The organism is Bacillus sp. V3B (assembly GCF_024494465.1).
Taxonomy (GTDB): Bacteria; Bacillota; Bacilli; order Bacillales; family Cytobacillaceae; genus Bacillus_BD.
The window spans coordinates 304,227-320,930 of the sequence record NZ_JAETXM010000001.1 but is presented as its reverse complement, the minus strand read 5'-3'; the positions used below and the strand labels follow the sequence as shown (position 1 = coordinate 320,930).

The window sequence follows — 16,704 nt, the reverse complement described above, 5'->3', positions numbered from 1 at the left end:
AATTTTATTAAAAATCTAGTAAATTTAATTACTTGTATACTGAAATTCTTTTGTCAACTTTTTTAGTAATTCCGATAATTCAATAAGTCGAACCCCTTCTTCTTGATTCATTTTTATTTTCGTCACTTGTTGCTTGGAAGCATGCATCATATGCTCTGAGCTTGCATATGTTTGCTGTGAAATAGACCCAAAACTTTCAGTCGCTGCCTCCATTTGTGGGAGTGCTACATTTAATAAGGAGAGCTCATCCTGAGCATTTTCAATCATCCCGCTAACCTCTTTAATTTCTCTCAATAATAAGTCAAACGATTTTCTACTACTTGTCACCGTTGTTAGTTTCGACTGAAAATTCTTCAACATTTCCCCAAATTCATCTGATGCTCTAACTGAAATAGATTCCATTTCCACAATGCTATTTGTAATTTCTTTCGTAGCTAACGTTGACTGGTCCGCCAATTTTCTTACTTCTTGGGCCACAACGGCAAATCCTTTCCCAGCCTCTCCAGCTCTTGCCGCCTCAATAGTTGCATTTAATGCTAATAGCTTCGTTTGTTCAGCAATTCTCTCAATTAAAGTAACGACACTAGCAATAGTATTAGAATGTTCCTTCACATTTCTAACCGTTTCCGTTACTCCGCTAAATTCTGATTCAAATTCTTCAATTGTACGAACCATTTCACTAATACTCTTCTCACCATCGTGTGCACTATCATTCATCTGTATGGCTTTCGTATTCATCTCGTTCATATGATTGAAAATCTGCTCGGTTGACACCTTCATTTCCTGAAATTTATGAATACTATTTTCTGAACTAATAGCCGTTTGTTCTGCTCCGACTTTCACGACTCGAATGGCTGATAAGAGCTGCTCATTTTCTTCCATCACTTCACTAGACGTGATCTTAAGTTTTTCACCCGTAGTAGACAAATCATTTGTAGTAGATGTGATATTTATTAGCAGCTCCCTCATTTGTTTAATCATTGCATTAAAACTTTTCACTAAAGAGGTAATCTCTGGTGTTGTGGCACTCGTCTCAACATGAAGCTCTAAGTTCCCCTCTCTTACTTTTCTCATCACTTCACGGAGATTTGAAAGTGGGCGAGTTAAACCTCTAACAAGAAAAATAATGATCAATGAAGTAACCGTCAAACCAATCATTGCAACAACTGCTATGTATTGAGCCATTTCGTATACTGGTTGTAAGTATTGTTCTTGCGGAATGGCAATCGTATAAATCCCCTTTAACTCTTGTATGTCACGAAAGGAAATAGTGTACATTTCTCCATTCAGCTTTGTATGAATAATGCCATTTAACTTATTATTAATTACATTTAAAGTCTGTTGATTAAATTCAATAGAAGAATTTTCACTTATTTGAAAAGGTTCTGCACCTTTTTCAGTGATAAAAAAATACTCACCATTCAATCCATCTTTAGCAAGTCCTGCTTCTTGTCTTTTAATCACACTATCTATTTTATTAAGAAACTTTTCATTATTTCCTACATATAAAAGCATAAGATTTTGAGCTAAGTCATAAATAGTCATAACCTCTCTATCTAAACGTTGTTCCATTAAATGAACAGCCGTTTCCTTTGATTTCACATAAGATATGTATGATACGGTTGAAACCGTTATAAGCAATAAACTTAAGATTACGAACAACAATCTTGTCTGTAATGTTAACTTTGTTAATAAATTATTAAATAATGGTCGTTTTACTATAATCCCTTTCCTAAAATTAGATAGAATTCTCTTGACATTAAGCACCCAAAACACTCCTTCAATTCCTTATGTCCCAATTATGTCAAAGGAGTATTAAGTCCTTGTAAAGATTAAGTAATTTTTTCATTAATATAGGAATATTCTCCTAATCACTATAAGGTTCTATCATCCCGTGGACAGGCATATAAATAGGAATAACCAAATTCAGGAGGAAAGAAACATGAAGCGCTTAGTCGGAGTACTCGTTACCATTATTGTCTTATATTCGATTTATTATGACTTAAATCAAGGCACTCTTCCTGTTGTTACGACAGAGCAAACAACTGTGGCAAAATCAAATTCAGAAAATGGACAACCATATTTCGAGAAAAAAGTCGGTGTAGGTGACACAGTCCTATCTATATTAGAAGATCATCTAAATCAGTCTGTGCTGGTACCTATTTCAGATGTCGTATCAGATTTTCAAGAATTAAATAAAGGTACCCCACCTCAAGAGATTCAACCAGGAAACACTTATAAGTTTCCAGATTATCAAAATGAACAGTAACCACAGTCAAACACCTCTGAAAAAATTCTTCACATCAACCTCCTTGTCAATTTCCTATGTTCATTGCTACAATGAGAATAGACGTGTTAAATAACGATCACAATGTCTGTCATTTTTCAAAAATTGATTTTTAAATTTAAAGGAGCGAATCACCATTGAGTGAAATCATACATCGTACGAAAACCCGTCCAATTAAAGTTGGTAACTTAACAATCGGGGGAAGTAATGAGTTATTTATTCAAAGCATGACAACAACGAAAACACACGATGTTGAAACAACCGTGGACCAAATTAACCGACTCGAAGAAGCAGGTTGTCAAATTGTCCGCGTGGCATGTCCTGACGAAAGAGCAGCGAATGCGATTTCAGAAATCAAAAAAAGAATCAATATTCCGCTTGTCGTTGATATTCACTTTGACTATAAGCTTGCCTTAATAGCGATTGAAGGCGGAGCAGATAAAATCCGAATTAATCCTGGTAATATCGGCAAACGCGAAAAAGTAGAAGCAGTCGTAAATGCCGCTAAAAAGCGTGGCATCCCAATCCGCATTGGTGTGAATGCAGGCTCATTAGAAAAACGTATATTAGAAAAGTATGGTTATCCAACAGCTGATGGAATGGTTGAAAGTGCTCTCCATCATATAAAAATCCTTGAAGACCTAGACTTCCACGATATTATCGTATCGATGAAAGCATCTGACGTGAATCTTGCCATTGAAGCCTATGATAAAGCATCACGAGCATTTGACTACCCACTTCATCTTGGTATTACCGAATCCGGTACATTATTTGCTGGTACCGTTAAAAGTGCAGCTGGTTTAGGAGCTATTTTAAGTAAAGGAATCGGGAATACACTACGTATTTCTTTAAGTGCTGATCCGGTAGAGGAAGTAAAAGTTGCACGTGAATTGTTAAAGTCATTTGGTCTTTCTTCAAATGCAGCTACACTTATTTCCTGTCCAACATGTGGCAGAATTGAAATCGACTTAATTAATATCGCCAATGAAGTCGAAGAATACATTCAGAAGATAAAAGCACCTATTAAAGTAGCTGTGCTAGGTTGTGCGGTTAATGGTCCGGGTGAAGCTCGTGAAGCAGATATTGGCATTGCAGGTGCACGTGGTGAAGGTTTATTATTCCGCCATGGAGAGATTGTCCGTAAAGTCCCTGAAGCCATCATGGTTGAAGAATTGAAAAAAGAAATTGATCAAATTGCTGAAGAATATTTTGCCAAACAAGAAATAAAAAAATAACAAATTTAAAGCAACAATAAAACAAAAAGAAGTCCGAGCATAAATACTCGAACTTCTTTTTGTTGTTTATTTATTCGAATCAAACAGCTCCTGCTACAATCAAAAGAAAGGAAGGATGAATATTCCAAGGATAAGAGAAATAGCACCTATAGTGATTGCCCATGTTCCTGATGTTGCCCCCCTATTACGTGCAATAAAACCAAGAACAATCCCTGCTCCTCCAAAAAGAACTGGGAATACAAACAATGATAGGACAGAAAGTGCTATTGCAGCAAACCCAATTCCTGCGCCGCCTTCTTTTACTTCACTGTTATCATCACTAACTTCCCGACCATTTAACGTCATTGGTTCAGCAATTTCCGCTGCGGTTTCCTCGTGATAGCCTGCTGTACCAATATAACCTTGTTCAGACAATTGGCTTTCATTTTGTAGATCTTCTTGCTGATCAACATCTTTACGATCCAGATCTGCCATTGTGATCCCCCGCTCTCTTCATGCTGTATCGCCCAATTCACCTTCTTGATGGACGGCCTATTCAGATCACATCCCGTTAGGAAATACTCCATATAAGAGGTCAATCTGTTAAGGCATTAATTATTGTGCACTGAAAGTAGTTATTTCACGATAACAATGTTTAACTTGATAGGATTAGGCTTCATATACAGGAACTTTCTTACAAATTATTCACCATTAAAAATCTAGCATCTCAGCATCTCTATGATCACGACAAGAGTACTCGCTTTTTTATTTTTACTATTTTGGATTTGAGTTAAGAAAAATACTTTATGCTAGACAATCTGGACAACGGCCATATATTTCAAATTTATGTCCTGAGATATCATATCCTTGTAAATTAGCTTCAAGCTCGTTCATTGGACATGTCTCAATTTCCTTCGTTTTTCCACAATCAAGACAAATAAAGTGGTGATGATGTTGTTGATGGGCACATGTTAAACGAAAATGCTTTTCACCCGATAATTCTGTCATTTCAACAATTCCTAAATCAACAAACAAGGACAAATTACGGTAAATCGTATCAAAACTTAACCCGGGATATAGATCTTTCAATTTATCTAATACATCCTTTGCTGTCAAATATTTATTATGATCAGCAAATAACTGGAGCATTTCCTCTCTTTTTCCTGTATGTTTAAAGCCTTTTTCTTTTAATAGTGTCATGGCCTGATCGACATTCATCTTTCCTCACCCCATTAAACAGCTCTTTTTATGCTTAATTTTTTTAACAATATAGATATGATTAAGATCAAGACAGAAATAATGACAATCGTTCCACCCGGTGCTAAATCAAGATAATAAGAAATGATTAATCCACCTAGGACAGATGTTTCACCAAAAATAATCGAATAAACGATGGTCTGCTTAAATCCGTTAGAAAGTCGAATAGCAGCAGCAACAGGTAATGTCATGAGTGCTGATACAAGTAAAATCCCAACGATTCTCATCGAAGCGGCAATCACTAATGCAACCATAATAATGAAAATTAAATGAAGAACTTTAGTAGGAATCCCAGAAGCTTTTGCATGTTCTTCATCAAAGGAAATTAAAAACAACTCTTTATATAAAAGAACGATAATAGCTATAACAAATAAGCTTATAATAAAAACAAGCCAGAAATCTACTCTACTGACTGCTGAGACACTTCCAAATAAGTAACTAAAAAGATCTGTATTGAATCCATCCGCAAGTGAAATAAAAATAACACTCAGCCCAGTTCCACTCGAAAGAATAATCGGAATGGCTAGTTCCTGATAATGCTTGTAAACGGTTCTTAGTTTTTCAATAAACAATGATCCAACGACTGAAAATACCATACCCATATAGACCGGATTTAAAGTGCCAGCAAGCAAAAACTTTTTTTCAATAAGTAAGCTCGCCGCAATCCCAGCAAGCGTTACATGACTGAGTGCATCTGCAATCAATGATAATCTCCTAACAACAACAAAGACACCAATAAGTGGAGCAATAATTCCAATAATCATTCCCGTTAAAAAGGCATTTTGTAAAAATTCATACTGTAAGATGCCAGCTATCATGATAAGTGCCCTCCGTGATCATGCCCATGTGCATGATCATGCGACAACAGATGGAGGTCATACCCATAAAAATCAGTCATACCACTATGTTGCTGTTCTTCAAATTCTTTTGTTTGTCCATGAAAATGAAGTTGTTTATTTAAACAAGCGACATGAGTTACTTTATCTGTAATCGTTCCGATATCATGTGTCACTAACAATAGTGTAATACCTAGATCCTTATTCAAACTACCAAGCATTTGATAAAAAGACTGAACATTTTGTGCATCAACACCAACAGTTGGTTCATCAAGGATTAGCAATTCAGGGTCACTGACAAGGGATCTGGCAATAAATACTCTTTGCTGCTGCCCCCCTGATAGTTCACCAATATTGCGTTTCTTAAAAGGAAGAAGTCCGACTGAATTGATTGCATCTAGTACTTTTGCATGATGTTCTTTTTTCATATAATGGAATAAGCCAATTTTTTTCGTTAAGCCACTTTTCACTACTTCATAAACCGTTGCCGGAAAACCTGTATTAAATGAGTTTGCTTTTTGCGAAACAAAGCCAATCTTTTCCCATTCCTTAAAATGATTGATGTCCTGTCCAAAAAGTTGGATCTCCCCTTGTTGACTTTTTAAGAGCCCTAGAATAAGTTTTAATAAAGTTGATTTACCAGAGCCGTTTGGACCAACTATACCTAGAAAAGAACCTTTTTCAATAGCAAGATTAATATCTTCTAACACATATTCCTTTTCATAACGGTATGAAAGCCCACTTATTTTAATAATTGAATCGTTATTTTCCATTTTATCACCCAAGTTTCGAAATCATTCCGATTTAGAGTATACATGAAGATGATCATAAAGTAAAGAATGGAAAACATCCACTATCTTGTTTCTTCTTATCCTTTGATTGTCACACTTCTTCTTCATATTACATACTTTATCATGGAGGAGTGATGACATGAGTCTATTTGAGAACATCATTAATCATAAAATTAGTACGATTACGTCAGATGAACTATTGAAGTACGCGAACCAATTTCAAATTTCAATTACACAATCGGAAGCATCTCAAATTGCAGCTTATTTAAGAAGTACAAGAGTGAATATTTTCAGTGATGATGAACGAGCGAAGTTAGTTAAGGAAATAGCAAAAATTGCAGGAGTTAATAAAGCAAAAGAAATAAATCGCTTATTCGTACAATTCACCAAATAAAAAATCTTGGTGTCAAGCACCGCAAAAAGACAAATGTCTTTTTGCGGTGCTTGACACCTTTATTATGCTTCGTTCATGATATCATCGAGAAGTTGTTCATTAAAGCTTTGGTTACGTAACATAGCAATTTCTTGCTTGTAGGGTGGTTTTTTACTATTTTTATCTTCACCTACATAAGGAGTTTCAAGAATTTTTGGCACTTCTGTTAATTGTGGATGATGAACAATATCATTTAAGGCTTTAAAACCAATATGTCCAAAACCAATATTTTCATGGCGGTCTTTTCTCGCCCCTTGAACATTTTTACTATCATTTATATGAAGAACCTTTAAACGATCAATCCCAATGATACGATCAAAACTTTCCAACACTCCATCGAAATCCTCCACAAGATTATAACCAGCATCATGTGTATGACAGGTATCAAAACAAATCGATAGCTTGTCATTATGCTTAACGCCATCAATAATCATTGCTAATTCCTCAAATGATCTCCCGCATTCAGACCCTTTACCAGCCATTGTTTCTAGAGCAATTTGAAGCTTTTCATCACCTGTTAACACTTCATTTAAACCTTCGATGATTTTTCCAATCCCTACTTCGGCCCCCTCTTTCACATGGGCACCGGGATGAAGGACGATTTGTCCCGCTCCAATTGCTTCCGTACGATCAATTTCAGTCCGTAAGAAATTAACGCCTAACTCAAATGTAGCAGGATTTACCGCATTTCCAATATTAATGATATAAGGAGCATGGACAATGATCTCTTCTATTCCATTTTCCTTCATATGCTCTCTTCCCACTTCAATATTCAAATCTTCAAGTTTTTTTCTTCTTGTATTTTGCGGTGCTCCTGTATAAATCATAAAGGTATTCGCACCATAGGAAACCGCTTCTTCACTTGCTGCCAAAAGCATTTTCTTTCCACTCATCGAAACATGTGAACCAATTTTCAGCATCTAATTCCCCTCTCCTTACGCTTTACTTTTTCTTTTGTATTCTTTTTTGCCGTAGTTTAAAGCTTTCTGTTTCCCGTTGTATTTTCTTTTTATAGCCTGGCTTTACTTTTTTCGGCTTTTGAATAAGTGATTTTGCTTTTAAGTCGATCTCATCTACTTGTTTCTTTCTCTTTTTCCTTTTATTACGATCTTTTAGTTCAACCCATTCTTTATTTTGGAAATCAGCATTTTTAAACTCGATCCCCACTTTTTCTAAACGATTAAGAGCATCTTCATCTGAATCTTCATAGATCGTTAACGCAATACCAGAGTAACCAGCACGGGCTGTTCTTCCAACTCTATGGATATAAAAATCAAGATCAGTCGGCAGTTCATAGTTAATCACATGACTAATGCCTTGAATGTCAATTCCACGAGCTGCAAGATCGGTCGCAACAATATATTGAAATTCCAAATTGAGAATTTGCTTCATCATTTGTTTTCGCTCACGCGGAGATAAATCCCCATGGATTCTTCCAACTTTTAAACCTTTTGCCATCAAACCATCGGCAACCTCATCCGCCTTTTTCTTCGTATTCGTAAAAATAATCGCCAAATATGGATTAAAATGGAGCAATGCTTGATGAACAAGCACAAGCTTATTTCGATGTTTAGTAGGAAGCAAATAATGCTCGATCTTAGCTGCTGTTACCTGCTTTGGTTCTACATGAATATATTTCGGATTTTCCATATATTTTTTCAAAAAGGGCTTTAGCTTTTCAGGAATGGTCGCAGAGAATATGAGCATTTGAAGAGTCTTTGGCATTCTCGCTGCAATATGATCCACATCCTCAAGAAATCCCATATCAAGCATGATATCAGCTTCATCAATAACAAGCGTAGAAGCTGAATGAACAAATAATGCTTGCTCTTTCACTAAATCACTAATCCGACCAGGTGTACCAATAACAATTTGTGGTTGAGTTTTTAACCGGTCAATCGACCTTTGTTTATCAGTCCCACCAATGTATAAACGAACAGATATGTCTTGACCTTCAGGAGAATGCTTAGCTATTTTTAATGTTTCTTGATAAATTTGCGTAGCCAATTCCCTCGTCGGAGCCGTAAAAATAGCTTGGACTTCCTGACGTGTTGGGTCAATATTTTGGATAACCGGTAAAACATAAGCATGCGTTTTTCCCGTTCCTGTCTGTGACTGCCCTATAGCACTTTCACCTTTTAATACGGTCGGTATTAAACGCTCTTGTATTTCAGTAGGCTCATAAAAACCTAGTTCTTTCACTGCTTTTATAATAAATGGTTTTAAGTTGAAACGCTCAAATTTTGTTTCCGTCATCTATTTAGCTCCTTTAAATTTCAAACATGCAGTAACATTATAGCCAAAGTACGATCAAATCAGCCTTTTTATGCCCATCATTTTATTATAATCAATTTGATACAGAATGAACACCCTTTATTTCCGAATCAAAATGATCCAGTTTCTCCGCATTAGTCACAAACAAAATAAATAAAAGTGCATACCCTATAAGAGAATGTTCCAAGAATCCAAGTGGGATAGGATCAATCTTAGATAATTCCTTTCATATAATAAAGGTTGAGAAGAAAGGAGGAAAAAACATGATGCCCCGATATCATGGTCCTATGCAACAACCAAGAATGACATCTCATCATTTTGGTCCCTATCGTGGAAGACCACCTGTAAACCCAAGAATGGGAAGAGTACCACAAATGCGTCAAGGAGGCAGCGGACTCCTTTCTAAACTGCTTGGCAAAGGAAATCAAGTGGGTGCAGGACAGAGTATGAACGCCACACGAGCATTCGGACCTCAAAATGCCGCTAGCGGTGGATCACTATTAAAAACATTAACTAATCCCTCCTCCATTAATGGATTTTTAACCAATACACAAAAAGTATTAACTACCGCACAACAAATGGGTCCGATGATCCAACAGTATGGTCCGATCGTAAAAAACCTTCCTGCTATGTGGAAGCTCTATCGTGGATTTAAGGATGCACCGGATTCCACAGAAACGGATAAAAATAATACAACCTCTAATGAAGAATCCGTAACTGAAAGTAATCATCAAAGCTCAAACAAGCATACGATTACCTCTGATCAAGAATTACCCATTCCAAGAAAAAAGTCCCCTTCACCGTCTACACCTAAATTATATATATAAGACAAGAGTGCTGATATCGGCATTCTTTTTTTGATTCGCCTTGTTATTTTGTTACTTATTTATTACCTTCACTTATCAACAAAGTATTTATTCATTTTTTTACAGTCTAAAACTGTTTGATTTTGGTTTTTGTATAATTGTCTATTGTTTACTATAATAAAATGAGAGATACAGTAGATAAATGGGGGTCAGGAGAGATGAATGTACTTAAAATTGCGCCACGAGGGTATTGCTATGGAGTTGTAGATGCTATGGTGATTGCCCGCAATGCGGCATTAGATAAATCGTTACCACGTCCAATATATATATTAGGTATGATTGTCCATAATAAACACATTACAGATGCATTTGAAGAGGAAGGCATTATTACATTAGATGGACATAACCGTAAGGACATCATTGAAAAGGTAAATAGCGGCACAGTTATTTTCACTGCTCATGGTGTTTCACCAGAGGTACGGGAAATTGCCAAACAAAAGGGACTTGTCACCATTGACGCTACCTGCCCTGATGTAACCAGAACCCATGACTTAATCCGACAAAAAGAAAAAGAAGGCTATACAATCATTTATATCGGGAAAAGAAACCATCCAGAGCCAGAAGGAGCCGTTGGCGTCGCACCCCATATCGTTCATCTTGTTGCAAACGAAGAAGATGTTGAAAACCTAACCATTGATGCAAAAAAAATAATCGTTACTAATCAAACAACAATGAGTCAGTGGGACGTTTTGCATATTATGGAAAAAATAGAAGAAAAGTACCCTCATGCTGAATTCGAAAAAGAAATTTGTCTTGCTACTCAAATCAGACAAGAAGCGGTTGCTGAGCAAGCAGGTGAAGCGGATGTATTAATTGTCGTTGGAGATCCAAGAAGTAATAATTCAAATCGTCTCGCCCAAGTATCAGAAGAAATTGCCCATACAAAAGCTTATCGTATTGCAGATATTTCTGAACTTGAACTCGATTGGATTATGAACGCGGAAACCGTTGCCGTCACATCAGGTGCCTCCACTCCGACACCTATAACAAAAGAAGTGATCACATTCTTAGAAGGCTTTGATCCATCTAATGAATCAACATGGATGAAGGAAAATAATGTACCGTTAAATAAAATTCTTCCGAGAGTTAAAAAAGGCTAATCCTATCTTTATTAACAAAAGAGGCTCTCCCATAAGGTTTCAAATACCTTATGGAGGAGCCTCTTTCCTTGCATTAAAACATTTTTCAACACTGTGTCTTAATTAAAAACTGTCCTACATAGTTTATACAAATTGAAATGGTTCTGTATTTTTCTCAGAAGGAAAAATATGAACATCATAGTCTTTTTCAGTACACAGCTTTGTTAAATAATGAGTAACACCTTTTTTCATCACTTTCTCCACATTGTGACCAGGATCTATTACATTTAAGCCCATCATCATGGCATCATGTGCCACATGATAGTATAAATCACCTGTAATATAGACATCCGCTCCTTTAAATTTGGCAGATGAAATATATTTATTTCCATCACCGCCAAGAACGGCTACTTTTTTCACCTTTGCTTGTAAATCCCCGACAATACGAACAGTTGGTACGTCGAGTGCTTTTTTAACCTTATGAACAAACTCGCCTAAGGTCATCTCTTTGATTTTTCCCATTCTACCAAGCCCAAGTGTTTCTCCTTTATTATCTAAAGAGTAAATATCATAAGCAACTTCTTCATATGGATGGGCTTTAATCATAGCTTGTAATACTTTTTTCTCTAAATAATCTGGAAAAATCGTTTCAATCTTTTCTTCCTCCACTTGTTCGATCTTTCCATTCTGACCGATATGTGGATTCGCTTCTTCTCCCGGTAGGAACTGCCCTATTCCAGACGTAGAAAATTGACAATGACTATAGTTTCCAATCGCCCCTGCTCCTACGTTACCAAGTGCATCCTTCACTTGGTGACTCTCCGTAGCAGGGACATAAACAACAAGCTTTTTTAACTTGACTTCATGTGTTGGGACGAGAACTTCTGTATGAGATAATTGTAAGGCCTCTGCTAATAAATCGTTTACTCCACCTTTAGCAACATCCAGATTTGTATGTGCAGCATACACAGCAATTTCATTCTTTAATAACTTTTCGATCATTCTTCCTGGAAGTTTATCTGTCGTAATATTTTGTAAAGGGCGATAGATGAGTGGATGATGAGCAATAATGAGATCAACTTCCTTTTCAATTGCTTCGTCTACCACTTCTTCGAGCACATCAAGAGCAATCATGACACGGCGTAAAGGTTTGTTTAAACGGCCAATTTGTAACCCGACTTTGTCACCTTCCATTGCATATTTCTTGGGTGCAAATTGCTCAAATAATTGAATCATCTCATGTCCATTTATTTTCTTCAATTTTCCAATTCCTCCTCCACTAACCTAATTTTATTAGTTAATTCCTGTTTTTTTACTCTATTTTCTTCTGTACTTGATGCCTTTTCAAGTTGATTCAAAATGTTTATCCAATTTCTTTTTTCTGCTAACCATTTCTTTTGGAAAGTAAGGCTTTTTTGTTCCAGTAAAAAAGGACCAAATAATAAACTTTTTTCTAAGGTGTTTTTATCGGAAGCCTTCTCATTCCCTTTTTCAGCTACAAGGATTTCATATATTTTTTCATCTTCTTCTAAAATCTCTTCAGCTACTAGTATCCAACCGTTCTCTCGCAACCAAATCCGAATCGAAATAGCACTAATATTTGGCTGAAGAATCAATCGTTTCACATGGGCTAGTTTATCCTTCCCCTTTTCCAAAATACTCGTAATGAGGGCTCCCCCCATTCCCGCAATCGTGATACAATCTACTTCTCCTTTTTTGATTACAGCTAAACCATTGCCCTTACGAACTGATATCTTGTCTGTTAACCCTAAATCCTCTACTTGCTGTTTAGCAGACTGAAATGGACCTTCAACGACTTCACCAGCAATGGCAAATGGGATAACCCCTTTTTGAATGGCGTAACAAGGTAAATACGCATGGTCTGATCCAATATCTGCCAATCGCAAGCCTCTTGGTATGTATTTTACAACAGTTTCTAAACGGTTTGATAATTTCTCACTATTCATTCCTTCACCACTTAATCTTCATATTTGTTTAATTACTTGCTTATTCTCCTCCCTTTTAAGTATAGAAAAAGTCCCTTGCATATGCAAAGGACAAAATATAATTCATATCATGAATACGGTTACTCGTTCAACCTAATTCTTCTCTTATTTATAGACCCGATAGCCAGTCTGCCATGTCACTGGCTTTTTCTGCTGGAACTAAGCCCCCTGGCATAACACCTTTTTCACCAGTTCTACCATTTACAACAACATCCTCAATTTCTTCTTTTGATAGTCTGTCACCGACACCTGTTAAGGCAGGAGCAGATGCGCCCTCATATTGTTCACCATGACAGCCAATACAGCTTTTCTGATAAATTTCCTCAGGAGTTGCCGTCGCTTGTTCTGTCTGCTCCTTGCCACCTCCTTCTAATTCAGCAGCCAAATCTTTTGAGTCACCAATTCCTTTAAATGATATAAGGAACATAGCTAGTACACCAATAACCATAATGACTACAAACGGCATAATTGGATTCCGTTTCATAACATTTCCCCTCTCCTTATGTAGGAACATTTAGAATTAAGTAATATATTTAAACAATTCCTATTTTACTCGAAAAATAAGAATTGTTAAAGTCTTTACGGTAACTTTCATCACAATTCGTCCACAAAATAAACCTTCATCCTTTTTGAATGAAGGTTTATGATCTCACCTAACTATATTCTCTTTTTCTCTATTTGACATTTATTTAGCGACTTAACAGCCAATCTGACGTGCAATCACTAAACGTTGAATTTCGGATGTTCCTTCTCCGATTTCTGTTAATTTTGCATCTCGCATATATCTTTCAACATGATAATCTTTCATATAACCATACCCACCATGGATTTGTACGGCTTGATTCGTTACTTCCATACATATTTCAGAAGCATAAAGTTTACACATAGCAGCTTCCTTTCCAAAAGGTCGCTCATGATCTTTCAACCAGGCTGCTTTATACACCATATTTCTCGCTAATTCTATTTTCAGCGCCATGTCAGCTAACTTAAACTGTATCGCTTGAAAATAGGTTAAAGAATGACCAAATTGCTTCCTCTCCTTAGCATACTGAAGTGTTTTTTCGTATGCTGCCTGTGCGATCCCAACAGCCATTGCACCAATCCCAATTCGTCCACCATCTAGGGTTGCTAAAAACTGCTTAAATCCTTCTCCTTTTTTTCCTAACAAATGATCAGTAGAAACATGTACATCTTGTAGTACAAGTTCAGTTGTATTAGAAGCCTGCAAGCCCATCTTTTCATAATAATCCAATACCGTAAAACCAGGTGAATCTGTCGGGACAATAATAGCGCTGATTTCTTTTCTATCGTTTGACTGGCCTGTCACAGCCGTGATCGCTAAAAATTTGGCATAGCCTGCATTGGTTATGAAGCATTTATTTCCATTAATAATATATTCTCCGTCTTTTTGGATTGCCATCGTTTTCGTTCCGCTTGCATCTGATCCCGCACTTGGTTCTGTTAAACCAAATGCACCAAGGCTCTCTCCCGTACAGATTGGAATAAGATAATTTTGCTTCTGTTCCTCTGTTCCAAATAAATGAATCGGAGCACCACCTAAAGAAATGTGAGCTGAATACGTGATCCCTGTTGATCCACAGGCTCGGCTTAGTTCTTCCGTTACGATTGCAAAGCTAATCGTATCAGCTCCAGCACCACCATATTTTTCAGGAAAAGGGAGCCCCAGCATTCCTAGCTGAGATAATTTCTTAAAAATAGGTAATGGAAATTCCTTTTTCCGATCTCTCTCAAGTGCTCCTGGAGCAACTTCTTCATCAGCAAATTCTTTTATCGTTTTCTTTATCATTTTCTGTTCTGTAGTAAGATCAAAATTCATAACCATCCCCCTAATGAATGACTGTATACGCATTCAATTTTATGACAGAAAAGGGAGTGTCATGCTCGTTAAACATATTTTCTACACAAAAACGAAGCCGACTACTAATAATAGTCCAAGAATCCCAGAAATGGTAAAATAAAGTTGCTTTAATTTCCAACCACTAGCAAGCCATAAAAAACAGTTTAATCCTAAAACAACATAAAGACTAATATAATTTTCGGGAAATAGATTTAACGTTATTTTAACAGAGACAAATAATAAGATAAAAGCCGAAACAATTAGAGGAATTTGAAATAACAAGCCCTTTTTTAAAAAAAGAAAAACCAAATAAATTCCAATAAATATCAAAGTGGAAGAAAAGACCATTTGCAAAATGAGAGATAATTCAGTAAAATATAGTAAAAACATAATGACTGGAATAAAGAGAAACAAAAGAAAAAGATATTTTCGCTTAAATACATTATTTTTTTCTTGTAAGCCGTTTCCTTCAGTGTATAAAGCAAGTAAGAAATCACAATAATGTTCTGGAAGCAGATGATTCTCCTTCCAATTAACAATTTCTTTTATAATAATTTGTTTCCTGCTTTCATTCATACGCTCACATCCTATAGATTCTTCATCGCAAAAAAGTGTTTTTGAACAAAAAATAGTTCACTTCTATTGTAAGAAGTAAACTATTTTCTGACTAGCTTATTCTAAAAAGTCTTTCAATCTTTTGCTTCTACTTGGATGTCTAAGCTTTCTTAATGCTTTTGCTTCAATTTGGCGAATACGTTCACGTGTAACACCGAATACTTTTCCAACTTCTTCGAGTGTGCGTGTTCTTCCATCGTCAAGCCCGAAACGAAGTCGCAAAACATTTTCTTCACGATCTGTAAGAGTATCCAGAACATCTTCTAATTGTTCTTTTAAGAGTTCATATGCTGCATGCTCTGATGGTGAAGTTGCTTCGTGATCTTCAATGAAATCACCGAGATGTGAATCATCTTCTTCACCAATCGGTGTTTCAAGTGAAACAGGTTCTTGGGCTATTTTTAAAATCTCCCTTACCTTTTCTGGTGATAAATCCATGTCTTCCCCAATTTCTTCCGGTGAAGGTTCACGTCCTAAATCTTGCAATAATTGCCGTTGCACACGAACTAGCTTATTAATCGTTTCGACCATGTGAACGGGAATCCGAATTGTTCTCGCCTGATCTGCGATTGCTCTCGTAATCGCCTGTCGAATCCACCAAGTGGCATACGTACTAAATTTGAATCCTTTTCGATAATCAAATTTTTCAACAGCCTTAATTAAGCCCATATTACCTTCTTGAATAAGATCTAGAAACAACATACCACGACCGACATATCTTTTAGCAATACTAACAACTAAACGAAGATTCGCTTCAGCTAACCGTCTTTTTGCCTCTTCATCGCCTTGTTCAATTCTTAATGCTAGCTTCACTTCCTCCTCTGCTGAGAGAAGATCCACACGTCCAATTTCTTTCAAATACATGCGCACAGGATCATTAATTTTGACTCCAGGAGGAACACTTAAATCATTTAAATCAAATTCTTCCTCATTTTTAGCTAACTCTTTAATATTAGGGTCTTCATCCTCTTGTTCACCTACTAGTTCAACACCATTGTCTCCAAGGAATTCATAAAACTCATCCATTTGATGGGAATCCAACTCAAATGTAGCTAATTTTTCAGCAATATCATCATAGGCAAGGACACCTGTTTTTTTCCCTAATAATGTTAATTGTTCTTTCACTTGCTCTAGGGTCAGTTCTGTTTCAACCTCTTTTGAACGAGCCGATTTTTCAGCCATTTGTCC

At 36.4% G+C, this 16,704-nt stretch carries 18 protein-coding genes; 5 read left to right on the top strand and 13 right to left on the bottom strand.

Annotated features, from left to right (window positions below):
* Positions 1 to 24: 24 nt before the first annotated feature.
* A complete protein-coding gene (locus JMM81_RS01575) occupies positions 25 to 1,767 on the bottom strand; it encodes a methyl-accepting chemotaxis protein (protein ID WP_256239749.1) in 1,743 nt (580 codons plus the stop codon).
* 175 nt (positions 1,768 to 1,942) lie between these two features.
* On the opposite strand from JMM81_RS01575, the gene JMM81_RS01570 reads away from it, so the two are divergent.
* Both JMM81_RS01570 and ispG read left to right on the top strand, forming a co-directional pair.
* The gene (locus JMM81_RS01570; protein ID WP_256239748.1) at positions 1,943 to 2,269 is read left to right on the top strand and encodes a hypothetical protein; all 327 of its coding nucleotides are present in this window, start codon (positions 1,943 to 1,945) and stop codon (positions 2,267 to 2,269) included.
* Between the two features lie 164 nt (positions 2,270 to 2,433).
* Positions 2,434 to 3,522, top strand: coding sequence for a flavodoxin-dependent (E)-4-hydroxy-3-methylbut-2-enyl-diphosphate synthase (gene ispG, locus JMM81_RS01565; protein ID WP_256240291.1), 1,089 nt, complete (start codon positions 2,434 to 2,436; stop codon positions 3,520 to 3,522).
* A 99-nt stretch (positions 3,523 to 3,621) separates the two neighbouring features.
* Here ispG and JMM81_RS01560 read toward each other — a convergent pair whose 3' ends face one another.
* The 4 genes from JMM81_RS01560 to JMM81_RS01545 all read right to left on the bottom strand — a co-directional run bounded on the left by JMM81_RS01560 (position 3,622) and on the right by JMM81_RS01545 (position 6,367).
* A complete protein-coding gene (locus JMM81_RS01560) occupies positions 3,622 to 3,996 on the bottom strand; it encodes a hypothetical protein (protein WP_256239747.1) in 375 nt (124 codons plus the stop codon).
* 309 nt (positions 3,997 to 4,305) lie between these two features.
* Positions 4,306 to 4,719, bottom strand: coding sequence for a zinc uptake transcriptional repressor Zur (gene zur, locus JMM81_RS01555; protein ID WP_256239746.1), 414 nt, complete (start codon positions 4,717 to 4,719; stop codon positions 4,306 to 4,308).
* 14 nt (positions 4,720 to 4,733) lie between these two features.
* On the bottom strand, positions 4,734 to 5,576 hold the full coding sequence (locus JMM81_RS01550; RefSeq protein WP_256239745.1) for a metal ABC transporter permease: 843 nt from the start codon (positions 5,574 to 5,576) through the stop codon (positions 4,734 to 4,736).
* On the bottom strand, positions 5,573 to 6,367 hold the full coding sequence (locus JMM81_RS01545) for a metal ABC transporter ATP-binding protein (protein WP_256239744.1): 795 nt from the start codon (positions 6,365 to 6,367) through the stop codon (positions 5,573 to 5,575). The genes JMM81_RS01550 and JMM81_RS01545 overlap by 4 nt, the downstream gene beginning before the upstream one ends.
* A gap of 157 nt (positions 6,368 to 6,524) precedes the next feature.
* Here JMM81_RS01545 and JMM81_RS01540 point away from each other — a divergent pair, with 157 nt between their 5' ends.
* Positions 6,525 to 6,779, top strand: coding sequence for a DUF2624 domain-containing protein (locus tag JMM81_RS01540; protein ID WP_256239743.1), 255 nt, complete (start codon positions 6,525 to 6,527; stop codon positions 6,777 to 6,779).
* A 62-nt stretch (positions 6,780 to 6,841) separates the two neighbouring features.
* On the opposite strand, the gene JMM81_RS01535 is transcribed toward JMM81_RS01540, so the two are convergent.
* Positions 6,842 to 7,738: a deoxyribonuclease IV gene (locus tag JMM81_RS01535; protein WP_256239742.1), complete on the bottom strand. Its 897-nt coding sequence runs from the start codon at positions 7,736 to 7,738 to the stop codon at positions 6,842 to 6,844.
* 22 nt (positions 7,739 to 7,760) lie between these two features.
* Positions 7,761 to 9,074, bottom strand: coding sequence for a DEAD/DEAH box helicase (locus JMM81_RS01530; protein ID WP_256239741.1), 1,314 nt, complete (start codon positions 9,072 to 9,074; stop codon positions 7,761 to 7,763).
* Positions 9,075 to 9,355: 281 nt separating this feature from the next.
* Between JMM81_RS01530 and vrrA the strand changes: the two genes are divergently transcribed.
* Both vrrA and JMM81_RS01520 read left to right on the top strand, forming a co-directional pair.
* Positions 9,356 to 9,919, top strand: a complete 564-nt coding sequence (gene vrrA / locus JMM81_RS01525) for a VrrA/YqfQ family protein (protein ID WP_256239740.1) — start codon at positions 9,356 to 9,358, stop codon at positions 9,917 to 9,919.
* Between the two features lie 197 nt (positions 9,920 to 10,116).
* Positions 10,117 to 11,058: a 4-hydroxy-3-methylbut-2-enyl diphosphate reductase gene (locus JMM81_RS01520; RefSeq protein WP_256239739.1), complete on the top strand. Its 942-nt coding sequence runs from the start codon at positions 10,117 to 10,119 to the stop codon at positions 11,056 to 11,058.
* A gap of 123 nt (positions 11,059 to 11,181) precedes the next feature.
* Here JMM81_RS01520 and JMM81_RS01515 read toward each other — a convergent pair whose 3' ends face one another.
* The 6 genes from JMM81_RS01515 to rpoD form a co-directional block, all read right to left on the bottom strand.
* Complete coding sequence (locus JMM81_RS01515) at positions 11,182 to 12,297, bottom strand: Nif3-like dinuclear metal center hexameric protein (protein WP_256239738.1); 1,116 nt, start codon at positions 12,295 to 12,297, stop codon at positions 11,182 to 11,184.
* Positions 12,294 to 13,004, bottom strand: a complete 711-nt coding sequence (locus JMM81_RS01510) for a tRNA (adenine(22)-N(1))-methyltransferase (RefSeq protein ID WP_256239737.1) — start codon at positions 13,002 to 13,004, stop codon at positions 12,294 to 12,296. The genes JMM81_RS01515 and JMM81_RS01510 overlap by 4 nt, the downstream gene beginning before the upstream one ends.
* A gap of 148 nt (positions 13,005 to 13,152) precedes the next feature.
* Positions 13,153 to 13,527, bottom strand: coding sequence for a cytochrome c550 (gene cccA / locus JMM81_RS01505; RefSeq protein WP_256239736.1), 375 nt, complete (start codon positions 13,525 to 13,527; stop codon positions 13,153 to 13,155).
* Positions 13,528 to 13,740: 213 nt separating this feature from the next.
* The gene (locus JMM81_RS01500; RefSeq protein WP_256239735.1) at positions 13,741 to 14,880 is read right to left on the bottom strand and encodes an acyl-CoA dehydrogenase family protein; all 1,140 of its coding nucleotides are present in this window, start codon (positions 14,878 to 14,880) and stop codon (positions 13,741 to 13,743) included.
* 81 nt (positions 14,881 to 14,961) lie between these two features.
* Positions 14,962 to 15,477: a hypothetical protein gene (locus JMM81_RS01495; protein ID WP_256239734.1), complete on the bottom strand. Its 516-nt coding sequence runs from the start codon at positions 15,475 to 15,477 to the stop codon at positions 14,962 to 14,964.
* 96 nt (positions 15,478 to 15,573) lie between these two features.
* On the bottom strand, positions 15,574 to 16,698 hold the full coding sequence (gene rpoD, locus JMM81_RS01490; RefSeq protein ID WP_256239733.1) for an RNA polymerase sigma factor RpoD: 1,125 nt from the start codon (positions 16,696 to 16,698) through the stop codon (positions 15,574 to 15,576).
* Positions 16,699 to 16,704 lie beyond the last annotated feature (6 nt).